The 20740-nt window shown below is 62.9% G+C and carries 19 protein-coding genes; 9 read left to right on the top strand and 10 right to left on the bottom strand.

The genetic code is table 11. The annotated features are described in order from the left end of the window. Positions 1-24: 24 nt before the first annotated feature. From HWX53_RS16040 to HWX53_RS16000, 9 genes are all read right to left on the bottom strand, one after another. A complete protein-coding gene (locus HWX53_RS16040) occupies positions 25-1149 on the bottom strand; it encodes an acetoin dehydrogenase dihydrolipoyllysine-residue acetyltransferase subunit (protein WP_175942620.1) in 1125 nt (374 codons plus the stop codon). Then, on the bottom strand, positions 1149-2165 hold the full coding sequence (locus tag HWX53_RS16035) for an alpha-ketoacid dehydrogenase subunit beta (protein ID WP_175942618.1): 1017 nt from the start codon (positions 2163-2165) through the stop codon (positions 1149-1151). Before HWX53_RS16035 ends, HWX53_RS16040 begins: the two co-directional genes overlap by 1 nt. Positions 2166-2183: 18 nt before the next feature. Continuing rightward, positions 2184-3182 (bottom strand): thiamine pyrophosphate-dependent dehydrogenase E1 component subunit alpha, encoded by a 999-nt coding sequence (locus HWX53_RS16030; protein ID WP_175942617.1) that lies wholly within the window; start codon positions 3180-3182, stop codon positions 2184-2186. Between the two features lie 18 nt (positions 3183-3200). Beyond that, entirely contained in the window at positions 3201-4241 is a 1041-nt protein-coding gene (locus HWX53_RS16025; protein ID WP_175942615.1) for an NAD(+)/NADH kinase, read from the bottom strand. Positions 4242-4411: 170 nt separating this feature from the next. Next, a complete protein-coding gene (locus HWX53_RS16020; protein WP_175942613.1) occupies positions 4412-6385 on the bottom strand; it encodes a sigma-54-dependent Fis family transcriptional regulator in 1974 nt (657 codons plus the stop codon). Positions 6386-6592: 207 nt separating this feature from the next. Next, complete coding sequence (catA, locus tag HWX53_RS16015; protein WP_175942611.1) at positions 6593-7528, bottom strand: catechol 1,2-dioxygenase; 936 nt, start codon at positions 7526-7528, stop codon at positions 6593-6595. Between the two features lie 45 nt (positions 7529-7573). Continuing rightward, positions 7574-7864 (bottom strand): muconolactone Delta-isomerase, encoded by a 291-nt coding sequence (gene catC / locus HWX53_RS16010; protein ID WP_175942609.1) that lies wholly within the window; start codon positions 7862-7864, stop codon positions 7574-7576. Positions 7865-7879: 15 nt separating this feature from the next. Next, positions 7880-9016 carry a muconate/chloromuconate family cycloisomerase gene (locus tag HWX53_RS16005; protein WP_175942607.1) on the bottom strand — a complete coding sequence of 379 codons (1137 nt, stop codon included), beginning with the start codon at positions 9014-9016 and terminating at the stop codon, positions 7880-7882. Between the two features lie 117 nt (positions 9017-9133). Then, a complete protein-coding gene (locus tag HWX53_RS16000) occupies positions 9134-10339 on the bottom strand; it encodes a porin (RefSeq protein WP_175942605.1) in 1206 nt (401 codons plus the stop codon). Between the two features lie 329 nt (positions 10340-10668). Here HWX53_RS16000 and HWX53_RS15995 point away from each other — a divergent pair, with 329 nt between their 5' ends. From HWX53_RS15995 to HWX53_RS15970, 6 genes are all read left to right on the top strand, one after another. Then, positions 10669-12000, top strand: coding sequence for an MFS transporter (locus tag HWX53_RS15995; protein WP_175943933.1), 1332 nt, complete (start codon positions 10669-10671; stop codon positions 11998-12000). A gap of 32 nt (positions 12001-12032) precedes the next feature. Continuing rightward, positions 12033-13223, top strand: coding sequence for an acyl-CoA dehydrogenase family protein (locus HWX53_RS15990; protein WP_175942603.1), 1191 nt, complete (start codon positions 12033-12035; stop codon positions 13221-13223). A gap of 7 nt (positions 13224-13230) precedes the next feature. After that, the gene (locus HWX53_RS15985) at positions 13231-13887 is read left to right on the top strand and encodes an EthD family reductase (RefSeq protein WP_175942602.1); all 657 of its coding nucleotides are present in this window, start codon (positions 13231-13233) and stop codon (positions 13885-13887) included. A gap of 55 nt (positions 13888-13942) precedes the next feature. Continuing rightward, a complete protein-coding gene (locus HWX53_RS15980; RefSeq protein WP_175942600.1) occupies positions 13943-14863 on the top strand; it encodes a LysR family transcriptional regulator in 921 nt (306 codons plus the stop codon). A 143-nt stretch (positions 14864-15006) separates the two neighbouring features. Further along, positions 15007-16314 (top strand): MFS transporter, encoded by a 1308-nt coding sequence (locus HWX53_RS15975; RefSeq protein ID WP_175942598.1) that lies wholly within the window; start codon positions 15007-15009, stop codon positions 16312-16314. 177 nt (positions 16315-16491) lie between these two features. Then, complete coding sequence (locus HWX53_RS15970) at positions 16492-17454, top strand: PDR/VanB family oxidoreductase (protein WP_175942596.1); 963 nt, start codon at positions 16492-16494, stop codon at positions 17452-17454. Here the strand turns inward: HWX53_RS15970 and HWX53_RS15965 are convergent. Further along, a complete protein-coding gene (locus tag HWX53_RS15965; protein ID WP_175942594.1) occupies positions 17451-18371 on the bottom strand; it encodes a LysR family transcriptional regulator in 921 nt (306 codons plus the stop codon). The genes HWX53_RS15970 and HWX53_RS15965 overlap by 4 nt on opposite strands. A gap of 155 nt (positions 18372-18526) precedes the next feature. On the opposite strand from HWX53_RS15965, the gene HWX53_RS15960 reads away from it, so the two are divergent. The 3 genes from HWX53_RS15960 to HWX53_RS15950 are packed head-to-tail and all read left to right on the top strand — an operon-like array spanning position 18527 to position 20701. Beyond that, positions 18527-19810: an aromatic ring-hydroxylating dioxygenase subunit alpha gene (locus tag HWX53_RS15960; protein ID WP_175942591.1), complete on the top strand. Its 1284-nt coding sequence runs from the start codon at positions 18527-18529 to the stop codon at positions 19808-19810. Further along, positions 19807-20307: an aromatic-ring-hydroxylating dioxygenase subunit beta gene (locus HWX53_RS15955; RefSeq protein WP_175942589.1), complete on the top strand. Its 501-nt coding sequence runs from the start codon at positions 19807-19809 to the stop codon at positions 20305-20307. The genes HWX53_RS15960 and HWX53_RS15955 overlap by 4 nt, the downstream gene beginning before the upstream one ends. Before the next feature lie 19 nt (positions 20308-20326). Next, positions 20327-20701 (top strand): tautomerase family protein, encoded by a 375-nt coding sequence (locus tag HWX53_RS15950; protein WP_175942587.1) that lies wholly within the window; start codon positions 20327-20329, stop codon positions 20699-20701. Positions 20702-20740 lie beyond the last annotated feature (39 nt).

Raw genomic sequence — 20740 nt, 5'->3', positions numbered from 1 at the left:
GGCGCGGGCACGTCGCACGAAACGTCAACCGCCCTTCTCGACATGCGCCTTCAACAGCGCGTTGACTTCGTTTGCTTTCTCCATCTGACTCATGTGCCCGGCGTCTTCGAAGACGCGCACGGTCGCGCCTTCCGGTGCGTGCTTCGCATGCGCGGCGGGAATGATCTGGTCCTTCGCACCCCAGATCACGAGCACCGGCTTCTCCGTCGCGGCGAGCTTCGCGCCCGGCTGCGCGCTCTGCCTGCCGCCCGCGAACAATCCGCCGTTGAGCGATCTCAGCGCGTCGCTCACGCCATCGAGCCGCTTGTACTTCAGCAGATCGTCGAGCATCTGGCGGCTTACCAGTTCAGGGTTCGCGAACAGCAGTTCGACGACAGGCTTCAACTCGCGACGTGATTCGGCCGTGACGAAGCCTTCGGTGTACGCGTTGTTCACTTCATCGCCGAAACCGGCAGGCGAAATCAGCGCGACCGATTGCACGCGCTTCGGCTGATCCACGGCCATCTGCGCCGCGATGCCCCCGCCCATCGAGTGCCCGACGAGATGCGCGCGTTCGAGACCCACCGCGTCCATGAACTTGCCGACGAAGCCCGCGAGTTCCGCGAGCGACGTGCCCGGCACCTTCGGCGTCGACTGCCCATGCCCCGGCAAGTCCAGCGCGAATACGCGATGTTTCTCCGCGAGCGCGTCGAGATTGAACAGCCAGTTGTCGAGGTCGCCGCCGAAGCCGTGAATGAAGAGCACGGCAGCGCGGCTCGCGTCATCGCCGCCGCGCGTTGCGTAGCGCACGCGGATGCCATCGACATCGACGAAGTGATACGCCGCTGCTTCCTCGCCCTGTTCCTCGTCCTCGGCGGGCGTCACATAAGACGACACGTACGCATCGATATCGGCGTCGCTCACCTCGGACGGCGCGAGCACGCCGAGCAGCGCCTTCACGGGCAGCGTGTCGCCCGCTTGCGCCACTTTGCGCCGCAGAAGGCCGGCATCGGGCGCTTCGACGGCATTGGCGATCTTGTCGGTTTCGACATCGAGAATCGGCATGCCGACGGTGATCTCCGTGCCCTCGTCCACGAGCCATTCGTTGATGGTGCCTTCTCTCATCGACAAGCCCCATTTGGGCATGACGATCGGTGTGATTGCGGACATTAGTGCTTTCCTCCCTGCATGGTTTTTCGCGCGGCCTCGGCGATCTGCGCGGCGCTCGGAATGTACAAGTCTTCGAGCGTCGGCGAGAACGGCACCGGCGTATGCGGCGCGCTGACCATCTGGATAGCCGCCTTCAGCGCGCCGAACGCCTGTTGCGCGACCTGCGCGGAAACGTCCGTTGCGATGTTGCAGCGCGGATTCGCTTCATCGACGACGACGAGCCGTCCCGTGTTCTCGACCGTCTCCAGCACGGTGTCCATATCGAGCGGCGACAGCGTGCGCAGATCGACGATCTCCGCCTCGATGCCTTCCTTCGCGAGCGTCGATGCCGCTTCGAGCGCGCGATGCACCATCAATCCATAAGTGACGATCGACACGTCCTTGCCGTCGCGCACGATGTTCGCCTCGCCGAACGGAATCGCATACGAGTTCTCGGGCACTTCGCCTTCGAAGCCGTACAGGTTCTTGTGCTCGCAGAAGATCACAGGATCGTTGTCGCGAATGGCTTGAATCAGCAGTCCCTTCGTGTCATAAGGCGTCGAAGGGCAGACCACTTTCAGCCCCGGAATATGCGTGAACACCGACGTCAGCATCTGGCTGTGCTGAGCCGCCGCGCGAAAGCCCGCGCCCACCATCGCGCGAATCACGACGGGCGTTTCCGCCTTGCCGCCGAACATATAGCGAAACTTGGCGGCCTGATTGAAGATCTGGTCGAAGCACACGCCCATGAAGTCGATGAACATCAGTTCCGCGACCGGTCGCATGCCGCACGCCGCAGCGCCGATCGCCGCGCCTACATATGCGCTTTCCGACAGCGGCGTGTCGAGCAATCTGTCGCCGTGTTTCGCGTACAGTCCCTTCGTCACGCCGAGCACGCCGCCCCACGCGTCTTTTTCTCCGTCCGCGCCTGCGCCGCCGACGATGTCCTCACCCAGCACGATCACGCTCGGATCGCGCGTCATTTCCTGATCGATGGCTTCGTTGATCGCCATCTTCATGCTCAGTTTGCGGGCCATGATGGTTGTCTCCTCGATTCAATATTTGACGTAGACATCGGTGAGCAGATCGGCGGCTGTCGGCAACGGCGCGTCTTTCGCTTCCTGCACCGCGCGGTCGATCAGCGCGGCGACTTCGCGATCGATCGCGTCGAGTTCTCCGGGCGAGATCACGTCGGCTTGCGTGACGGCGGCCGCGAACTTCTTCAGGCAATCCTTGTTCGAGCGGATTTCGTCCAGTTCGCCCGGCGCGCGATACGTCTGCGCATCGCCTTCGAAGTGGCCGTAGAAGCGGATCATCTTGCATTCGAGCAGCGCCGGTCCGCCGCCTTCACGCGCTCGCTTGATGACTTCTCCCGCCGCCTCGTAGACCGCGAAGAAATCGGTGCCGTCGACGGTCACGCCCGGAATGCCGAAGCCCGCCGCGCGATCCACGTAGCTGTCGACAGCGGTGCCGTAATCGCGCGCCGTCGACTCCGCATAGCCGTTGTTCTCGATCACGAAGATGACCGGCAGATTCCACACCGCCGCGAGATTCAGGCTTTCGAGAAACGTGCCCTGATTCGACGCGCCATCGCCCGCGAACGTGATGCCGACTTCGCCCTTGCCGCGAAACTTCGCCGCGAGCGCCGCGCCGCAAATCAAAGGCGCGCCCGCGCCGAGAATGCCGTTCGCGCCCATCATTCCCTTCGACAGATCGGCGATATGCATCGAGCCGCCCTTGCCGTTGCACGAGCCGCCTTTCTTGCCGTAGATCTCTTTCATCATCGCGACAGGATCGACGCCCTTCGCGATGCAGTGCCCGTGTCCGCGATGCGTGCTCGCGATGCGGTCGCCGTCGTTCAGATGAATCATGATGCCGACGCCCGCCGCTTCTTCGCCCGCGTATAGATGCACGAAGCCGGGAATGTCGCCGCGTCCGAAATCGACGTGCAGACGTTCCTCGAAATCGCGGATCGTGCGCATCTTGCGATACGCGCTCAACAGTTCTTCCTTCGAGAGCGGCAAGCCGCCCGCATGCTGTCGCGACGCTGTCATGGTTGTCTCCCGGTTGAGTTAGCGAAGCTCGAGCTGACGCATCAGCCCGGACGCAGCCGCGTATCGCATGCACGCGGCCACGTCGATACTGCGAAAGGCGTTTTCCGTAAGCGTGATCGTGACTTCATCGCCCGGGCCGAAGGCGAGTTCACGTTCGCCATCGAGCGCGACGATGCCCGCGCGCTGCTTCACGCGATGCGGCACGCCATTAGCGAGGCGCGTCCAGTTCGCAATCGGCACCGGTTCGATGAGCCCCGGCGCGATCGGCGCGTGTAGCACGAATTCGCCTTGCCCCGGCGCGGCGAGTTCGATCGCGACGCCGCCCGGTCTGTGACGCCCGAGCGGTTCGAGCAGTCCCGCGATCGCGGACATGCCGATCGCCTGCGGATCGGCGAAAGAGACGTAGACGGCGGCGAGCGTGTCGATCTTCCAGAGCGCGCGCGCGCCGATGAACTGCTCGTGCGAGATGACGGCATCGACCAGCGCGATGTCGCGGCGCGCGTTGCCGTTCGCATCGCGTATCTCGACGTCGAGCCGCTTGTTCCACGCGAGCGCTTCGGCGGCAGGCACGCGGCCGCTTGCAAAGAGCCCTGTCGCGAGTCCCGAGATCGTCGGCTCGCGCATTTCCGGATACGCGTTGTTCGTGCCCGTCGAAAGACCCGCGATCGGCACTTGCCCGCACTCGCGCACCACCGCCCGATGCGTGCCGTCGCCGCCGAGCACGATGAGCGCATCGACGCCTGCATCGCGCATCAAGCGCGCGGCGCGAAACGTGTCGTCGACGCGCGCGGTCACGGGCATGTCGAGGAAATCGACTTGAGCAAGCGATGCGTCCGGGCCGTGCTTGCGCGCGAGATGGCGTTCGAGCATGACTTTCAGGCCTTCGCGGTCCGGCATCATCAATACGCGCGCGACGCCGCACGACGCGAGCGACGAAAGCAGCCGCAACACGATGTTCACGCGGTCCGCGAGTTGCAGGCTGTTGGCATTGGCGATCACGCGCCGGATATCGCGCGCCGAAACAGGATTGGCAATGATGCCGACGAGCGGCTGTGACATGCCTTGTCTCCGTCGTTCTTGTGTGCCGCGGATAAAGGCAAAGCCTATGCCAATCGAAAAAACGCGGGATTTCCCGTAGAAAACGCGTGTTTCGGTGCAATGTGACAAGCGCCGCCGTGACAGGTGTCACAGCGGCAGGTGTATCGGCGGGAGTACAGGCGTATCAGTTGTCAGTGACCATTCGCGTCGCGCTGGTTCGGCGAGCGAATGCCGTAACGCGCCATGCGACGATAGAGCGTCATGCGGCTCACGCCGATCTGACGCGCGACCGCGCTCAGATTCCAGCTTGCCGCGCGCAGGTACTGCATCAGCAACATGCCTTCCGGCGGCAGACGGTGCGGATCGAAGTCTTCGATGGGACGCGGAGGCGGCTCTGCTGGCACGGACGCGCTTGCGAATACTTCCGGAAGGTCATCTATGTCGATCACGCCGTTCGAACACACCGCGCGCGCGTAACGCAGCACGTTGCTCAGCTCGCGCAAATTGCCCGGCCATTCATGCCGATGCAATCGCTCGCGCGCCGCGCTCGACAGCGTGGCCGCGCCTTCGAGGAACTTGTCGATGAGCCAGTCCAGGTCGCTTCGTTCGCGCAGCGGCGGCAGCGTGAAGCGCGCGCCGTTCAGGCGGTAGTACAGGTCCTCGCGGAAACGCCCGTCGTGCATGAGCGCATCGAGTGAATGATGCGTCGCGGAAATCACGCGCACATCGACCGATACGGGGCGCGACGCGCCGATCGCGAGCACTTCGCCTTCGGCCAGCACGCGCAGCAGCCGCGACTGCAGCTCGCGCGGCATGTCGCCGATTTCGTCGAGAAAGAGCGTGCCGCCGTCGGCTTCCTGAATCAGGCCGCGCTTGCCCCTCGCGCCCGCGCCCGAAAAGCTGTTCGGCAGATGCCCGAACAATTCGCTCTCGATGAGCGTCTCCGGAATCGCCGCGCAATTCACGGCGACGAACGGCCCCGCGCGACGCGCGCTCGCGCGATGCAGCGCCTTCGCGAAAAACTCCTTGCCGCTGCCGGTTTCCCCGTTGATGAGCAGGTTGATGGGCGAATCGACGAGCTTCGCGGCGCGTTCCAGTTGGCGCGCGAGCGCGGCATCGCCGCCGCCCAGCGCGGCGAGCGGCGCGGGCACCTCGACGCTGCGTGGCGACGCCGCGTTGCGCGCCGGCGTGACGCATGGCGCGGGCGGCATCACGCTCAAATACAGCAGCCCGCCCGATTTCGCGAGCGGCACCGCGCGCAGTTCGCTCGGCCGCGAATACACGAAGCGGCCCAATTCTTCGATACGCGCATCGAAGAGCGTGTCGAACGGCACGCCGATCAGCGACGCGGCCATTTCCCCGGGCGCGATGGGCCGGCCGATCTCCGCCGCAAGCATCGCGTGCGCGCGGCGATTGTGTCCGACGATACGCCCGCTCGCATCGAGCGCGATCAGGTACTCCGGCGCGACATCGACGAATTCGGGCGACGCGTTCAGCTTCAAGATCCAGTCCTGCCGATGCGTGCGCAGAAAATTCGCGTTCTCGATATGTCCCGCGTAGATGCGCACGAGTTGCAGCGCGAGATTCTGACTGTCGCGCGCTTGCGGCGACGTGAGCGCGGAGATGTCGAGAATCGCGGCGAGCGCGCCGCGTGAATCATAGAGCGGCGCGGCGGTGCAGGTCAGCGGAATATGCGTGGCGTCGAAGTGATCGACCTGATGCACGGTAAGCGCCTGGCCCGTCGTGAGCGCCGTGCCGACCGCGCACGTTCCCGCGCCGGCTTCGCTCCATTCCGCGCCGAGATAAAGACCCGCGCGGCGCAGCTCGATGTCGGTGTTCGCATCGCCGATGTAATCGACGGTCACGCCGAGCGCATCGGTCAGCAGCACGACGTAGCCCATCCCCGCAACGTGCTCGTAGAGCGTTTCGAGACCGTGACGCGCGATGCGGGCGAAGCCGTCGATGCGTTGCTGATGCTCGCGCAGCCGCGTTTGCGGCAGGATGCGCGCTTCCTGCATGCGCGACGGGTCGAGCCCGTACTGATGCACGCAACGCCGCCACGAGGACTGGATGATGCTCTCGTGCGTGCGCGCCACGACTTGCGCTTCGGCCCGCGTGGTCGCCGCGACGACTGCCTCGATGTGCTCGCGTTGCCGCATGTCCATCGTGCCCTCCTGGTCTTGCGTGCGAACCGGGATAGACCGATCCGCACGAGCGTGTCTCAGGCCGTATGATGCTTCAATCGGAAGCGCGCGTCATCGGGCGTTAGCGTTGCAATGCAACATGAATGCGTGCCGCAACGGTGGGAACAAACCGAACGTGAAGCGAAGTCCGCTCGCAATCGCAATCAAGCGGCGGCTTCCCGCACTCCATCAAGCCTCTGCAGTCGCTCTCAGCCGACTCACGAGCTGATTATCCTTACCGCCGACCAGCGGCGTCAGCACGAAGTTGAACTCGATCTCCTTGTACGCGTCCTCTTTCAACCCCAATGCCGCGCCCCCCGTCTTCTCGACCACCGGAGGAATAAGGTCCTCACGCGTGGCGTAAGCGAAGTCGTCCCAAATGAGCGGATCACCTTCGATGTTGATCTGCGTCGTGAGCTTGCGCAGACCATCGCCCGTTACGAAGAAGTGCACATGCGCGGGACGGTTGCCGTGCCGCCCCAACGCGTTCAGCAAGCGTTGCGTCGAGCCTTGCGGCGGGCACCCGTAACCGACCGGCATCAGCGTGCGAAACTCGTATGTGCCGTCCCCGCCCGTGCGTACAGCACCGCGCAGGTTGAACGCGCTTTGCGCGCCGGTCGGGTCGAAGTGAGAGTAAAAGCCCTTGGAATTGGCATGCCAGCATTCGACCACCGCCCCGGCAATGGGCTTGCCGTCCAGTCCCCTTACCGTTCCGCGTATCACCAGCGGGCCAGCGTCCGCGTCCGCATCGATATCGATCTTCGATACACCATCGCGCACCGGCGCGCCCTCGACATACAACGGACCTTCGATCGTGCGCGGCGTGCCGCCATCCATTTCGGCTTGCTTGTCCGCGGCATCCATTCGAATGTCGAGGTACTTCTCCAGTCCGAGCCCCGCAGCAAGCAACGCCGCCTCGCCGTCCTGGCCGAGCTTGTTGAAGTAGTTCACGCCTGCCCAGATTTCATCGGGCGTCATGTCCAGGTCGTCGATGGCCTTGAACAGATCACTTAGCAAGCGGTGCGTGATCTGCTTGGCGCGCGCATTGCCGCCATCGCTGTTGAGGTTGGCCGCTGCCTTGAGCAAGTCTTGCACTTCCTGATTGGCGAACACTTTGACGCTCATGATTTCTGTCTCCATCGTTATCGGGGGATGTTTTATGGCTTACGCTCATGCATCGTCGTCGCGAATGGACGACGGGTGACGGCACAATGGCGTCACTGAAATCTTCATGTACGGAAAGAGCGGCAAGGCGGTCAATATGTCGTGGAGTTCCGCATTGCTTTCGACGTCGAAGATGCTGTAGTTCGCATACTCGCCCGCGATGCGCCATATATGACGCCATTTGCCGCTTCGCTGCAGTTCTTGCGAATACGCTTTCTCGCGAGACTTGATTTCGTTGGCCACATCGGCCGGCATGTCCGGTGGAAGATTGACGTCCATGCGTACGTGGAAAAGCATCGGCGGTCTCCTTCTTTACTTGATGATCTTCGTCAGGCCGTCGCGCGTGAAGCGCTTTACCTTGGCTTCGTCCAGTTCGATGCCGAGGCCCGGGCCATTCGGCACGGTCAGTTCGAAGTCGCTGTAGTCGAGCGGCCGCGTCAGGATCTCTTCGGTAATCAGCAAGGGGCCGAACAACTCAGTGCCCCATTGCAAGTTAGCGAAGCTCGCAAACAAATGCGCCGATGCGACCGTGCTGAATGCGCCTTCCAGCATGGTGCCGCCGTATAGCTCGATGCCCGCTGCATCCGCAATCGCTGCAACGCGCTGCGCTGCAAAGAGACCGCCGCTCTGTTCGATCTTGATGGCGAAGACATCCGCGCCGCCATGCTTCGCGATCTCGAAAGCGCTTTCGGGGCCTTGCAGAATCTCATCGGCCATGAGCGCGACCGGAAAGCGGCGCATGAGACGTGCGAGCGCCGCAGCGGATGCGACGGGCTGTTCCACCAGTTCGCAACCGGCATCCGCCAATGCTGGAATGGCCCACGCTGCCTGAGTCTCGCTCCAGGCCATGTTCACGTCGACGCGCACCGCGCCGCGCTCGCCCAGCTCGCGCTTAATCTGCGCGACATGCGCGATATCGGTCCTCAGTTCTTTCGCGCCGATCTTCAGCTTGAACACCTTGTGACGGCGCATGTCGATCATGCGTTCCGCTTCGGCAATGTCTTTCGCCGTATCACCGGAGGCGAGCGTCCATGCAACGGGCAAACGCTCGCGTCGCCGGCCTCCGAGCAGCTCGCTCACGGGCACGCCGAGCCGCTTGCCGTGTGCATCCAGCAACGCGGTTTCGAGCGCGCTCTTGGTGAAGTGATTCACCTTCACGAGCTTGCCGATATGCGCCATCAATTCCTGAATACGCGTCGCATCCTTGCCGATCGCGGCCGGCGCAATATACGCGTCGATCGCGAGCTTCATCGACTCCGGACTCTCGGGACCGTATGCCATGCCCGCGATGGTCGTGCCTTCACCGATGCCGATCACGCCATCGCTGCAGAACACTTTCACGAGCATCAAGGTCTGCCCGTGCATCGTCGCGACCGATAGCTTATGCGGGCGAATCGTCGGTAAATCGACGAGACATGTTTCGATGCGTTCGATCGTCGCTGTGGTCATGAGAGTAGCTTGAGTGATTTCGACTACAAGGTAGTGATGCGCGCAAGATTGGTCAAATAGATCAAATGTGGCGGACTGCATCCGTTTGACTGATAGTGCGTGTGTCGAACCGCACGTTCAGAACTTATGACGTATCCCCACGCGCACGGTGCTTTGACGGTCGCTCGTCGAAGGCGTCAGGTTGTTGATGGCGGCCACCGCCGCCGTACCCGTCGAATCAGTCCCGGACGCCTTCTGATAAACGCCGATCAGATAGACGTCCGTGCGCTTCGAAAGGAAATAGTCCGCGCCAATGGCGCCCTGGTAGTACTTCGCGCCGGGATTGACGCCCGTGGATGTATCGACATCGCCACCCTTCGTATAGTCGAACGCAGCGCCGACCAGGAGCGCGGGCGTCAACTGATACTTGAAGTTGATCTCTGCGTTATTGAAATTGGCGTTGCCGCTATAGCCACGCGGATTCGGACCCGAGTTCACCGTATCGCCGAGACTCTTGAATTGCACATTCGAATAGGTCGCGCCGATCGTCGCCGCGCCGATTGCATAGGCCGCGCCCGCCGCTACGACCTGATACGTCCGCGCCGATGCATAGCCGCTGTAAACGGGCGACGAGATGAAGTTGGCGGTCGCGCTCGGCGCCGTGCTCGCGCCGTTATCGCCGAAGAAGCCGACGTTCGGATTGCGCGCGTTCAGGTACGCGACGCCGAGCGTTATGGGACCGTTCGCATAGCCCGCGCCGAGCGACCACAACTGATTGCGCGACGCCGCGCCCGCCACGCCGCCCAGGCTATACACGCCGCCGAATGAGATGCCGTAGTACGTCTTGCTCGCGAACTTGAGCGCGTTGTTCACGCGATAGGCGTTGTTCAGGTTGTCCAGATCGCCGGGATGCGCGCCGATATATCCGGCCCACTGGGTACCGGATTCGAACGGACCCACGTAATCGACCACGGAGTCGTACTGACGTCCGAGCGTCAATGTCCCATACGGACTCGCGAGGCCGACATAGGCCTGTCGCCCGAACATCAGCCCTTGCGTGCTGCCGCGGTTTTTCTGCGCCAGCGACCCGTTGTTCAGATCGAAGCCGTTCTCCAGCACAAAGAGCGCAGCCAGTCCGCCGCCGAGATCTTCCTTGCCGCGCAGGCCCCAACGGCTTGCCTGCATCACGCCGCTCGACACGTTGTACAGATTGTGGCCGCCTGAATTCGACGTCCAGTTGAAACCGTCATCGACGATGCCGTACAGCGTGACCGTGCTCTGCGCCTGCGCGCTTCCTGCCACCGCCAGCAACAGCACGGCCGTTGCGCTCACCTTGAGTTTCATTCTGTTGATCCTTCTATCGAGGTTGTCCGATGGGGCAAGCAATGACCCGCCGCAAGTCTGCGTTGACCGATATGGCGTCGCAAATCAGTCAAAAGAAGGAGGTTCGATAAGCGCCGCTGATACGAGGGTTTTCACTGCATGTTCATGCACGAGATTCATATCGCGCATTTTTGGCTTTGATTTGACCGCTGTTTTCTCGGCTCATATCGTTCGAACCATGTCATGACGGTGTCGATTCAAAGCGCCCCGCTGCGTGTGTTCCAACGATGCGGGAACCGATCTCTCGTGCCTCTCCAAAGCCCATGAACCCTGATGCCGTGAATCCCGATATGAGTGCGCCGCCCATTCCCGCGCGGCACGTTCCCCGCACGCGAAGCGGCGTGCGTCGCGCGGTCACCACCGCCGTGCTCGGTCAGATCCTCGAGTGGTATGACTTCTTTCTCTACGGCACCGCCGCCGCGCTCGTCTTCGGCAAGCTATTCTTTCCCGTGGGCAGCGACCCGCTGACGGGCACCATCGCGGCGTTCGGCGGCTTTACCGTCGGCTTCATCGCGCGGCCCATTGGCGGCGTGCTATGCGGTCATATCGGCGATCGCTACGGCCGCAAGGTCGTGATGATGCTCACGCTTCTCACCATGGGCACCGCGACGGTGCTGATGGGCGTGCTGCCGACGTACCAGCAGATCGGCATCGCAGCGCCGGTGCTGCTGGTGCTGTTGCGAATCATGCAAGGGCTCGCGGCAGGCGGCGAATGGAGCGGCAGCATCTTGCTGATCCACGAAAACGCGCCGCAATCGAAGCGCGGCGCGCTTGCGGCGTGGAGTCCGTGCGGCGCTGCCCTCGGCTTCGTGCTGTCGACTGGCGCGTTCCTGCTCGTGCAAAACTTGCCGTCCAGCGACTTCCAGAGCTGGGGCTGGCGCATACCATTCCTCGGCAGCGCCGCGCTCGTCGCGCTCGGTCTGTGGATGCGCCGCTCAGTCGGCGAAAGCGCGGCCTTTGCGGAAGTGAAGGCGACGCGTCACGAGAGCCACATGCCCGTGATCGACGTGCTCAAGCAATGCCCGCGCGAAGTGCTCACCGTGTTCGGGCTGCGCTTCGGCGAAGGCGGCGCGTCGTACATCTTCTTCGCGTTCTCCATCGCATACGGGCAGTATCTCGGCATCAAGTCGAGCTGGATCCTCAGCGGCCTCACCGTATCCATGCTGCTGATGATTCCGGTCTCGCTCTTCTTCGGCCACGTGACCGACAAGGTCGGCCGCAAGCCGGTGTATCTCGCCGGAGCCATCGCCATGCTGCTCGTCGCATGGCCCTACTTCGCGCTGCTCGGCTCGGGCGAGTACTGGAAGATCATGGCCGCACTGATTCTCGCGAACAGCGTCACGCTCGGCATTCTCGAAGGCGCGCAGCCCGCGTTCATCAGCGAGATGTTGCCGGTGCATCTGCGGTTCTCGGGCCTCGGCATCGGCCGCGAGGTGTCGTCGGTGCTCGGCGGCGGTCTCTCGCCGATGATCGCCACCGCGCTGCTCGCGCACTATCGCAGCGCCGTGCCGGTCGCGATCTATCTCGGCGCGCTCGGACTCATCACCGTCATCGCGACCTTGCTGGCGCGCGAGACGTTCCCCAAAGCGATGCGCATGGCCGCGCGTCAGCACGCCGAATGACATCGGCCCACAACGATCGAGAGGTATCACGCATGCAAGCCCTTCAAAGCGATTCGATCATCGACTCGCAGGACGATTACCCTGAATACGCCGGACCCCTGTCGCTGGATGCGCTGATCGAAGAAGTCGAGCGCCGTCGCGACGAGTTCGACGCGATGTCTCACGTGCCGCGCGACATGGTCGGCAAGATGAAGCGCGCGGGCATCTTCCGCGCCAGCACGCCGAAGCGTTTCGGCGGCGATGCGCTGCCGCCGCCGCGCTTTCTGGAGATGCTGGAACGCATCGCGGTCGCGGACGGTTCGACGGCATGGGTCGCCGCATTCGGCTCGGCGAACACGTATCTCGCCGCGCTGCCCGTGGAAACGCAGGCGCGCATCTATGCGACCGGTCCGGATCAGGTGTTCGCGGGCGGCTTGTATCCGCTGCAAAAGGCGGAGCGCGCGCCGGGCGGCTTCAAAGTGTCGGGCCAATGGCGCTTCGCGAGCGGCTGCAAGGGCGCGGACTGGATCGGCGTGGGCATCGGCGGAGCGCCCGCGGGCGCCGACGACAAGAACGCCGGCAAGCCGTTCACCGCGGTGTTCCCGGCGAGCGAAGTGGAGATCGTCGATAACTGGAACGTGGTCGGCATGCAGGGCACCGGCAGCCATGACTTGCGCCTGAAGGACAAGTACGTCGATGAGCGATGGACCTTCGTACGCGGCGGCGCGGCGTTGATCGACGAGCCGCTCTATCGCTATCCGGCGGTCGCGTATCAGGCGCAGGTTCATGCGGCCGTGAACATCGGCCTGGCACGCGCCGCGCTCGACCTGCTCGCCAGCATGTCCGGCGTGACGAAGACGACGACGGGCGCGCCGCGTCTTGCGGACCGTGCGTACTATCGCTCCGGTCTCGCGCAAGCGGAAGCGCAACTGCGCAGCGCACGCGCGTTCTTCTTCGAGTCGGCGGAAGCGTCGTGGCAGACAGTGCTCGCAGGAGACCCGGTACAGCCTGCCGAAGCGAATCTGTTGCGCCTCTCCGCCACGCACGCGGCCCATACGTGTGCCGACATCGTGATGCAGGCGTACAAGATGGCGGGCATCGGCGCCATCTATCGAGAGAACCGCATGCAACGGCTCGTGCGCGATTCCATCGTCGTGACCCAGCACGCGTTTCTCGGTGAAGGCACGTATGACGCATCGGGCGCGATCTTCGTCGGCATCCCGCCGGTCACGCCTTATCCCTGATATGACGATGCAAGTCTGTCTCTTTCTCATGGGCGACGCATCGTGCGATGCGTCCGCGCTGCATCATGCGGCGCAAGACGTCGAGGACCTGCGCCGGCTGATCGTGCATGAAGCGATCGACGGCCAGGTCGATCCGCGCATCGCGCCCGCGCCGAACACGCCGTCGTGCGTGCTGCAATGGTATTTCGACGACCTCGCGCCGCTCGAAGCGGCATGTGAACGCGACGGCGCGATTCATCGCATGGTGCGAGGTCATTCATTCACGCAGCAAGTCATGGCGGTGCGCTCGCTCAAGCAGGCATGCACGCAAAGCCCAATGGAGCGGTGCACCTACCTCGTCGCATACGAAGGCGTTGCAGACGACTTCAATGCGTGGCTCACGCACTATCTGAAGCATCACCCGCCGCTGATGCTGCAGTTGCCCGCGTTGCGCGAATTGGAGGTCTATACGCGCATCGACTGCACGAGCGGTCTGCCGTTCGAACAGGCGAACGCGATGCAGCGCAACAAGGTGGTCTTCGACGATGCTGCCGCGCTCATCGCTGCGCTTGCGTCGCCGATTCGTGACGCCATGCGCCGCGATTTCCATGCGTTGCCGCCCTACACCGGTGCAACGCCGCATTTTGCAATGCGCAGCTTGTACGGTAATCTCGCGCAACACTGACCGGGCGGTCGCGCTGTGCTCAACGCGCGCTTCGCCCTCGTTCGCGAGGCGAAGCATGAACAAGCCGCATCTCGGCATTGCCGATCTGAATCTGCTGCGCGTGTTCCTCGCCATCTGGGACTTGCGCAGTCTGACCGCCGCGGGCGACAGGCTCGGCCTCACGCAGCCCGCGGTGAGTCATGCGCTGCGCCGTCTGCGCACGCTGTTCGACGATCCGCTCTTCTTGCGCACGCCCGGCGGCATGGTGCCGACCGATGCCGCGTATCGGCTGTATCCGCCGCTCGCGCAAGCCTTCGCGATAATCAACGACGCCGTGCAGCAGCTCGGCAAGTTCGATCCCGCGACCGCGCAACGGGTATTTCGCGTGTCGATGTCCGACATGTCGGAATATTACTTTCTGCCGCCGCTTGTTGCGATGCTGGATCGTGACGCGCGCGGCATCCGCATCGAAGTGGCGAATCTTCCGGTGGAATCGGTGAGCGCCGCCATGCGCGCGGGCGAGATCGATCTGGCGCTCGGCTATGTGCCGGGGCTGGACGAAGGCTGCGTGAGCCAGACGCTCTTCGTGGACGAACATGTGTGCGTGGTGCGCGCGGGTCATCCGTTACGCCGCGCGAAGCCGACGCGCGAAGACCTTGCCGCCTTGCGTTATGTGTACGCGAGCACGAACGCCACGGGACATCGCATGGTCGAGCAGTGGCTCGACGAACTCAATCTCAAGCGCGATGTCGTGCTGCGCCTGCCTCATTTCATCGTCGCGCCAGAGATCGTGATGAACACCGATCTCGCCGTCATCTTCCCGAAGAGCATCGCGCGGCGCTTCAATCGCGGCAAGGCGTTTCGCGTGCTGCCACTACCGTTCTCGCTGCCGCCCATCGAAATCGAGGTGCATTCGCATACGCAGTTCGCATCCGATCCCGGCATCGCGTGGCTGCGGGAAACGCTCGTGGCGATGTTCCATCAGTCCGAACCCTGACTCCGTCGAATGCGGCGCACATTTGCCCCACTGATACCCGGCATGCTTTTCAGCCTATTTGACGTGGCTGCCTGGCGACTCGACACTGCTCTACATGCGAAGCCTGCTCGAGGCGCGCCCCACGATCAATCAGGCGAGAAGACATGTCCACGGTTCAATCAACTTCCACGACGGAACGCAGCACGGCCATGCAGGACCGCGCACTGAGACGCATCGTCGTGGCATCGGTCGCCGGCAACGCGATGGAGTGGTACGACTTCTTCGTCTACGGCACCGCCGCCGCGCTGGTCTTCGGACAATTGTTCTTTCCCGCCAACGCGGACCCGCTGATCGGCACGCTCGGCGCATTCGCCGCGTTCGCGATGGGCTTTGTCGCGCGGCCGCTCGGCGGCATCGTGTTCGGGCATATCGGCGATCGGTACGGACGTCGCGCATCGCTCGTATGGACGCTGCTCATCATGGGCTTCGCGACCTTCGGCATCGGCCTCTTGCCCACATACGACCACGTCGGCCTGTGGGCGCCGGCCGCGCTCGTCGGACTGCGGCTGTTGCAGGGCGTCGCGTCCGGCGGCGAATGGGGCGGCGGCGTGCTGATGATCAGCGAAAGCGCGCCGCCGGAGAAGCGCGGCTATTACGCGGCATGGAGCCAGCTCGGCGTGGGCGGCGGCTTCGTGCTGTCGTCAGCGGCGTTCCTCGGCGCGCAAGCGTTGCCGCACGATCAGTTCATCTCGTGGGGCTGGCGTCTGCCGTTTCTCGCGAGCATCCTGATCTTCGCGCTCGGCGTCTATATTCGCCACAACCTTCCCGAGAGCCGCGACTTCGAGAACGCGGACAAGGCGGGCAAGACATCGCACATGCCGGTGGTGGAAGTCATCAAGCGGCACCCGAAAGAGATTCTCATGGCGATGGGCTTGCGCGTGGCGGAAAACGGCGGCGCGTATATCTTTCTCGCGTTCTCGCTCGTGTATGGCAAGTTCGCCGGCATCTCCAACTCCGTCATGCTGACGGGCGTCATGCTCGCGATGGTCATCGAAATGGTCGCGATGCTTCTATGGGGCAAGCTCTCCGACCGCATCGGCCGCAAGCCGGTATATATGATCGGCGCAGTCTCGCTCGCGGTGATGGCGTTCCCCTTCTTCTGGCTGCTCAATACGCATTCGACGCCGCTCATCTGGCTCGCGCTCGTGCTCGGCACGGCTGTCTGTCACGGCGCGATGATCGGAACGCTGCCCGCGCTGGTCGGCGAACTGTTCAGCACGGAAGTGCGCTACTCGGGCGTCGCGCTGGGGCATGAAGTCGCTTCGATCTTCGCGGGCGGAATGTCGCCGCTCATTGCGACGGCGCTGCTTTCGCGCTATCACGCGTACTGGCCGGTCGCCCTCTTTCTCATCGTGCTCGGACTCATTACCGTCGTGACCTTGAAGTTCACGCACGAAACGCGTCAGCAGTAAATCCCACGCTTTTCACCGCGCATTCGCACGGCTCTTCGCCGTGTGAATGCGCTTTTCCATTCAGCGGTCAAATCAATCCGCTTGATGCGACCCGGACTTTTTAATCTATTTCTCTTATTCGATTCACGGCGCTAATCTCGGTACATCGTCCCCTGTAAAGAGTCATCGGAACGCATCATGGAACTCTTCAAAGTCCGCGTCGACGCAGTGCGCGAGGAAGCGCATGGCGTGCGCTCGTTCAGTATCTCCCGCGTCGACGGCCTGCCCTTCGAGCAGTATGAGCCCGGCGCGCATATCGACGTGACCGGTCCGTCCGGCATCACGCGTCAATACTCGCTGTGTGGCGATCCGGAATGCGTCGAATCGCAAGTGTTCGCCGTGAAGAAGGAAGAGCAGTCGCGCGGCGGATCGCGCTCGCTGCATGAGGAAGTGAGCATCGGCACAGAATTGTCGGTCGGCGCGCCACGCAACCTCTTCAAGCTCGAAGAAAGCGCGAGTGAACATATTCTGATCGGCGCGGGTATCGGCATTACACCGCTGCTTTCGATGGCGTATCGCCTCGCCGCGCGCAACGCACGCTTCACGCTGCACTACTTCGCGCGCAGCGAACGTCACGCGGCCTTCATGACGCTGCTCACGCGCGCGCCTTTCGAAAGCCACGTGAAGCTGCATTTCGGCGTGCAGCGCGATGCGCTTCCCGCCGCACTCGATGCATGTCTGCGCGATGCAGGTCCCGATGCGCATGTGTACACATGCGGCCCGGCTCCGTTCATGGATCTCGTCGTCGACAGAGCGCAGGCGCGTTTGCCGGCCGAATCGATTCATCTCGAACGCTTCAAAGCCGAGCCTGCGCCGGCGGTCGAAACATCGCTCGATAGCTTCGACGTGCAGCTTGCGAGCACGGGGCAGACGGTGCATGTCGATGCGAAGACGTCCATCGTCGATGCGCTCGCCTCTATCGGCATCGAGGTGGATACGTCGTGCGGCGAAGGCGTGTGCGGCACTTGCATGGTGGATGTCGTGAGCGGAGAGCCGGAGCATCGCGACCATTGCCTGAGCAAAGCGGAACGCGCGAGTAACACGGTCATCTGCTGTTGCGTGTCGCGTTCGCGTTCTCCTGTGCTGGTGCTGGACCTCTAGGACTTCGTGAAATTCGCGAGGATGTCGGAGATGAGCCCGCGCATCCACGCTATGCCTTCGTCCTCGTGGAAGTGCTCGTGCCAGTGCATCGTGACAGCGGCCTTCGGCAGGGGCACCGGCAACGCATAGATGCGAAAGGCGTCGTTGCGATTGAGAATATGCGCGAGCCGCTCGGGCAGCGTCGCGAGCAGATCGGTCGCGGCGAGCACGCCCGGCACGGCGACGAAATGCGGCAGCGCCAACGCGATATTTCGCCCCACGCCTTGCGCGCGCAACGCATCGTCCAGTGCGTGATGACTGTGTTCGAGCGATCGCACCTGCACATGCGATGCGGCAAGAAACTGCTCCAGCTTGAGCGTATTGCCCGCGGGCAGATCGCTGCGCTTGCGCGTCATGCACACATACGACTCCTCGAACAACAGTTGATGACGCGTGCGCGGCAGCAACGCAGGCAGATTGCCGATGGCGAAGTCTAGCCGGCTCGACCGCAACGCTTCTTCTATGTCTTCAACCGGCAGCGGCTCGACGACGAGCTTCACGCGCGGCGCGGCGCTCTGCAATGCGGCGCACAGCGCCGGCAAGTACGCCATTTCACCCGCGTCGGACAGCGAGAGACGGAAGCTGCGCGTGCTCGTCGCCGATTCGAATCGCTCCGCATAACGCAGCGCCTGACGCACCGTATCGAGCGCGCGTCCGACGATTTCCGCGAGCTCCAGCGCCACGGGCGTCGGCTGCATGCCCGCTTTGGTGCGGATGAAAAGCGTGTCGTCGAAGAGCGTGCGCAGCCGTCCGAGCGAGTAACTCACTGCGGGCTGCGATAGGGCAAGCCGCTCGCCCGCTTTCGTCAGACTGCGCTCTTCCACGATGGCCTGAAACACGCGCAGCAGATTGAGATCGATGTGGTCAATGGAAGTCATGGCGGCTCGGTAATATCGGCCGCGCTTATCCGGCGACCTGTTTTTAATCGATTTGACGCATGATCTTCGTAAAGCGAGACTGATGTCAACGAGAGGATGCGCTGATGTCGATGCCTTTCCTCATCTGAGCCACTCAACTACTTCCCACGATCACGATGAGTACGCCGACCTATCAAACCATCGACACGAGCGCGCTCGCGAAGCGCGCCGAGGCCGATCGCATCGCGCCTTCCCTGTACTACGATCCGCAGTTGTTCGAAGAAGAACTCGAACGCATCTTCTATAAAACGTGGGTCTGGGTCGCGCATGAGAGCGAGTTGCCGAAACCGGGCGACTTCGTGACGACCACCATCGGCCGACAGCCGGTCATCGTGGTGCGCGACAAGACGGGCGCGGTGAACGTGCTGCAAAACCGTTGCCGTCATCGCGGCGCGACCGTCTGCGAAGAGCACAAGGGCAACGCGAAGGGCTTTACGTGCCCGTATCACAGCTGGTCCTATGCGCTCGACGGCACGCTGCGCGCGCTGCCCTATGGCGACGGTTATGAAGGCGTGTGCGAGAAAGGCGATCTGCCGCTCAAGAAGCTGCGCGTCGGCGTGTATCAGGGCTTGATCTTCGCGAGCTTCAATGAAAGCATCGAATCGCTCGAAGACTTTCTCGGCGGCGCGAAGCCCTGGATCGATCTCTTCATGAAGCAAGGCGCGGGCTATCCGATCAAGGCCAACGGCGAGCACAAGTTCAAGTTCAAGGGCAACTGGAAGATCCAGCTCGAGAACACGACGGACCTGTATCACTTCCCGGTCGTGCACAAGTCATGGATGAAGTCCATCGACGATGAAACCGCCGCCGCCATCACGAGCTTTATGACGAGCGACGAAGCGTTCTGCCGTTCGCTCGGCAATGGTCACAGCCTCGCGGTGCTGGTGCCGGAGATCGTCGATCTCGACAAAGACGACGGCGCGCCCTTGCCCGAGCGTTTCAATGAACTCGCCGCGCAACTCGCGCAAAAGCATACGCCCGAGGAAGTGCGCCGCATTGTGCGTTCGCTGATGGGCGTGGGCTTCAATCTGAACCTCTTTCCGAACCTTGCGTTGTCGATGGCTTTCTTCCGCGTGCTGCGGCCCATTTCCGCAGAGGAAACGGAAATTCGCCACGTCGCGCTGGGAATGGACGGCGGCCCCGAGGAAGCGAACCGAGTGCGTCTGCGCATACACGAACACTTTCAGGGTCCGTTCGGATTCGGCAGTCCCGACGACGCCGAAGCTTGGGAGCGCGTGCAGCGCGGCTCTTACGCCGGCCCCGATGTACCGATCCTCGTGAACCGCGGCCTGAACCGCGAAACCACCGCGCCGAACGGCGAAAAGACCGCGCACGCTACCGACGAAACCGGCATGCGCGAAGCGTACAGGCAATGGCGCGCAATGATGGAGCAAGCATGATGGACGACCGCAACACACTCTTATCCGACCAGACGTTCGCACGCGCGATCGAGTTCATCTGGCGCGAAGCCGAACTTCTGGACCGCCGTGATTACCGCGCGTGGCTGGAGTTGTGGGACCCGAAAGGCATCTATGTCGTGCCGATCGATCCCGATACGACCGACTACGCCGCGACCTTGAACTACGCGTTCGACGATCAGCACATGCGCGAGTTGCGCGTGCAGCGCATGACGTCGGGCTACTCGGCGTCCGCATCCGATGCGGCGCGCACGGTGCGCACGGTGTCGCGCTTCACGCGTTCGTCGGAGAGCGCCGATCTCGTCGAAGTGAAGTCGTCGCAGATCATCATCGCGTACAAGCGCGGCGTGTCGACCATCTTCGCGGCCGATCTCACGCACAAGATCAGCATGACCGACGGCGAGCCGCGTCTCGTCGAGAAGGTGATTCGGCTGATTAACTCGACGGAAGCACTGAGTTCCATCGGCTTTCTGCTTTGATGCTCGTGGATGAACTGCCATGCCGACTCTCGAAGTCTATCTGCCGCAAGGCCATGCCGATGATCGCAAGGCCTCGCTCATTCACGGTCTGACACAGGCGACCGTCGATGCGATCGGCGCGCCGGCTGAATCGGTGCGCATTCTGTTGTCGGAGTTGCCGGCGTCGAACATCGGTCTGGGCGGAAAACTCACGCGTGATGCGTTGCCGGTCATCATCGCGATTCTGATTGCGGGCCGCACGGAAGCGCAAAAAGAAGCGCTGATCGCGCAGCTGTGTCAAACGAGCGCCGCCGAACTCGACGTGCCGTTGCAGTCCACGCGCGTGATGATCAAGGACATACCGAATACGGATTTCGGTCTGGGCGGAAAGACCGCTCGCGCGCTCGGTCGATAGCGTGCAGTGCAATGCGGCTATCTGTAATCGCCCCATGCA

Origin of the sequence: Caballeronia sp. BCC1704 (assembly GCF_902833455.1) — a bacterium.
In the GTDB taxonomy this organism is placed as follows: Bacteria; Pseudomonadota; Gammaproteobacteria; order Burkholderiales; family Burkholderiaceae; genus Caballeronia.
The sequence above is the reverse complement of the archived record's forward strand: the minus strand, read 5'-3'. Positions and strand labels throughout refer to the sequence as shown.

Coding starts and splice junctions, on each gene's coding strand:
- HWX53_RS15955 (WP_175942589.1), top strand. CDS start 19,807: ATGATGGACGACCGCAACACACTCTTATCCGACCAGACGTTCGCACGC.
- HWX53_RS15960 (WP_175942591.1), top strand. CDS start 18,527: ATGAGTACGCCGACCTATCAAACCATCGACACGAGCGCGCTCGCGAAG.
- HWX53_RS15965 (WP_175942594.1), bottom strand. CDS start 18,371: ATGACTTCCATTGACCACATCGATCTCAATCTGCTGCGCGTGTTTCAG.
- HWX53_RS15975 (WP_175942598.1), top strand. CDS start 15,007: ATGTCCACGGTTCAATCAACTTCCACGACGGAACGCAGCACGGCCATG.
- catA (WP_175942611.1), bottom strand. CDS start 7,528: ATGAGCGTCAAAGTGTTCGCCAATCAGGAAGTGCAAGACTTGCTCAAG.
- HWX53_RS15995 (WP_175943933.1), top strand. CDS start 10,669: ATGAGTGCGCCGCCCATTCCCGCGCGGCACGTTCCCCGCACGCGAAGC.
- HWX53_RS16020 (WP_175942613.1), bottom strand. CDS start 6,385: ATGGACATGCGGCAACGCGAGCACATCGAGGCAGTCGTCGCGGCGACC.
- HWX53_RS16040 (WP_175942620.1), bottom strand. CDS start 1,149: ATGTCCGCAATCACACCGATCGTCATGCCCAAATGGGGCTTGTCGATG.
- HWX53_RS16030 (WP_175942617.1), bottom strand. CDS start 3,182: ATGACAGCGTCGCGACAGCATGCGGGCGGCTTGCCGCTCTCGAAGGAA.
- HWX53_RS16035 (WP_175942618.1), bottom strand. CDS start 2,165: ATGGCCCGCAAACTGAGCATGAAGATGGCGATCAACGAAGCCATCGAT.
- HWX53_RS16000 (WP_175942605.1), bottom strand. CDS start 10,339: ATGAAACTCAAGGTGAGCGCAACGGCCGTGCTGTTGCTGGCGGTGGCA.
- catC (WP_175942609.1), bottom strand. CDS start 7,864: ATGCTTTTCCACGTACGCATGGACGTCAATCTTCCACCGGACATGCCG.
- HWX53_RS15980 (WP_175942600.1), top strand. CDS start 13,943: ATGAACAAGCCGCATCTCGGCATTGCCGATCTGAATCTGCTGCGCGTG.
- HWX53_RS15985 (WP_175942602.1), top strand. CDS start 13,231: ATGCAAGTCTGTCTCTTTCTCATGGGCGACGCATCGTGCGATGCGTCC.
- HWX53_RS16005 (WP_175942607.1), bottom strand. CDS start 9,016: ATGACCACAGCGACGATCGAACGCATCGAAACATGTCTCGTCGATTTA.
- HWX53_RS16025 (WP_175942615.1), bottom strand. CDS start 4,241: ATGTCACAGCCGCTCGTCGGCATCATTGCCAATCCTGTTTCGGCGCGC.
- HWX53_RS15950 (WP_175942587.1), top strand. CDS start 20,327: ATGCCGACTCTCGAAGTCTATCTGCCGCAAGGCCATGCCGATGATCGC.
- HWX53_RS15970 (WP_175942596.1), top strand. CDS start 16,492: ATGGAACTCTTCAAAGTCCGCGTCGACGCAGTGCGCGAGGAAGCGCAT.
- HWX53_RS15990 (WP_175942603.1), top strand. CDS start 12,033: ATGCAAGCCCTTCAAAGCGATTCGATCATCGACTCGCAGGACGATTAC.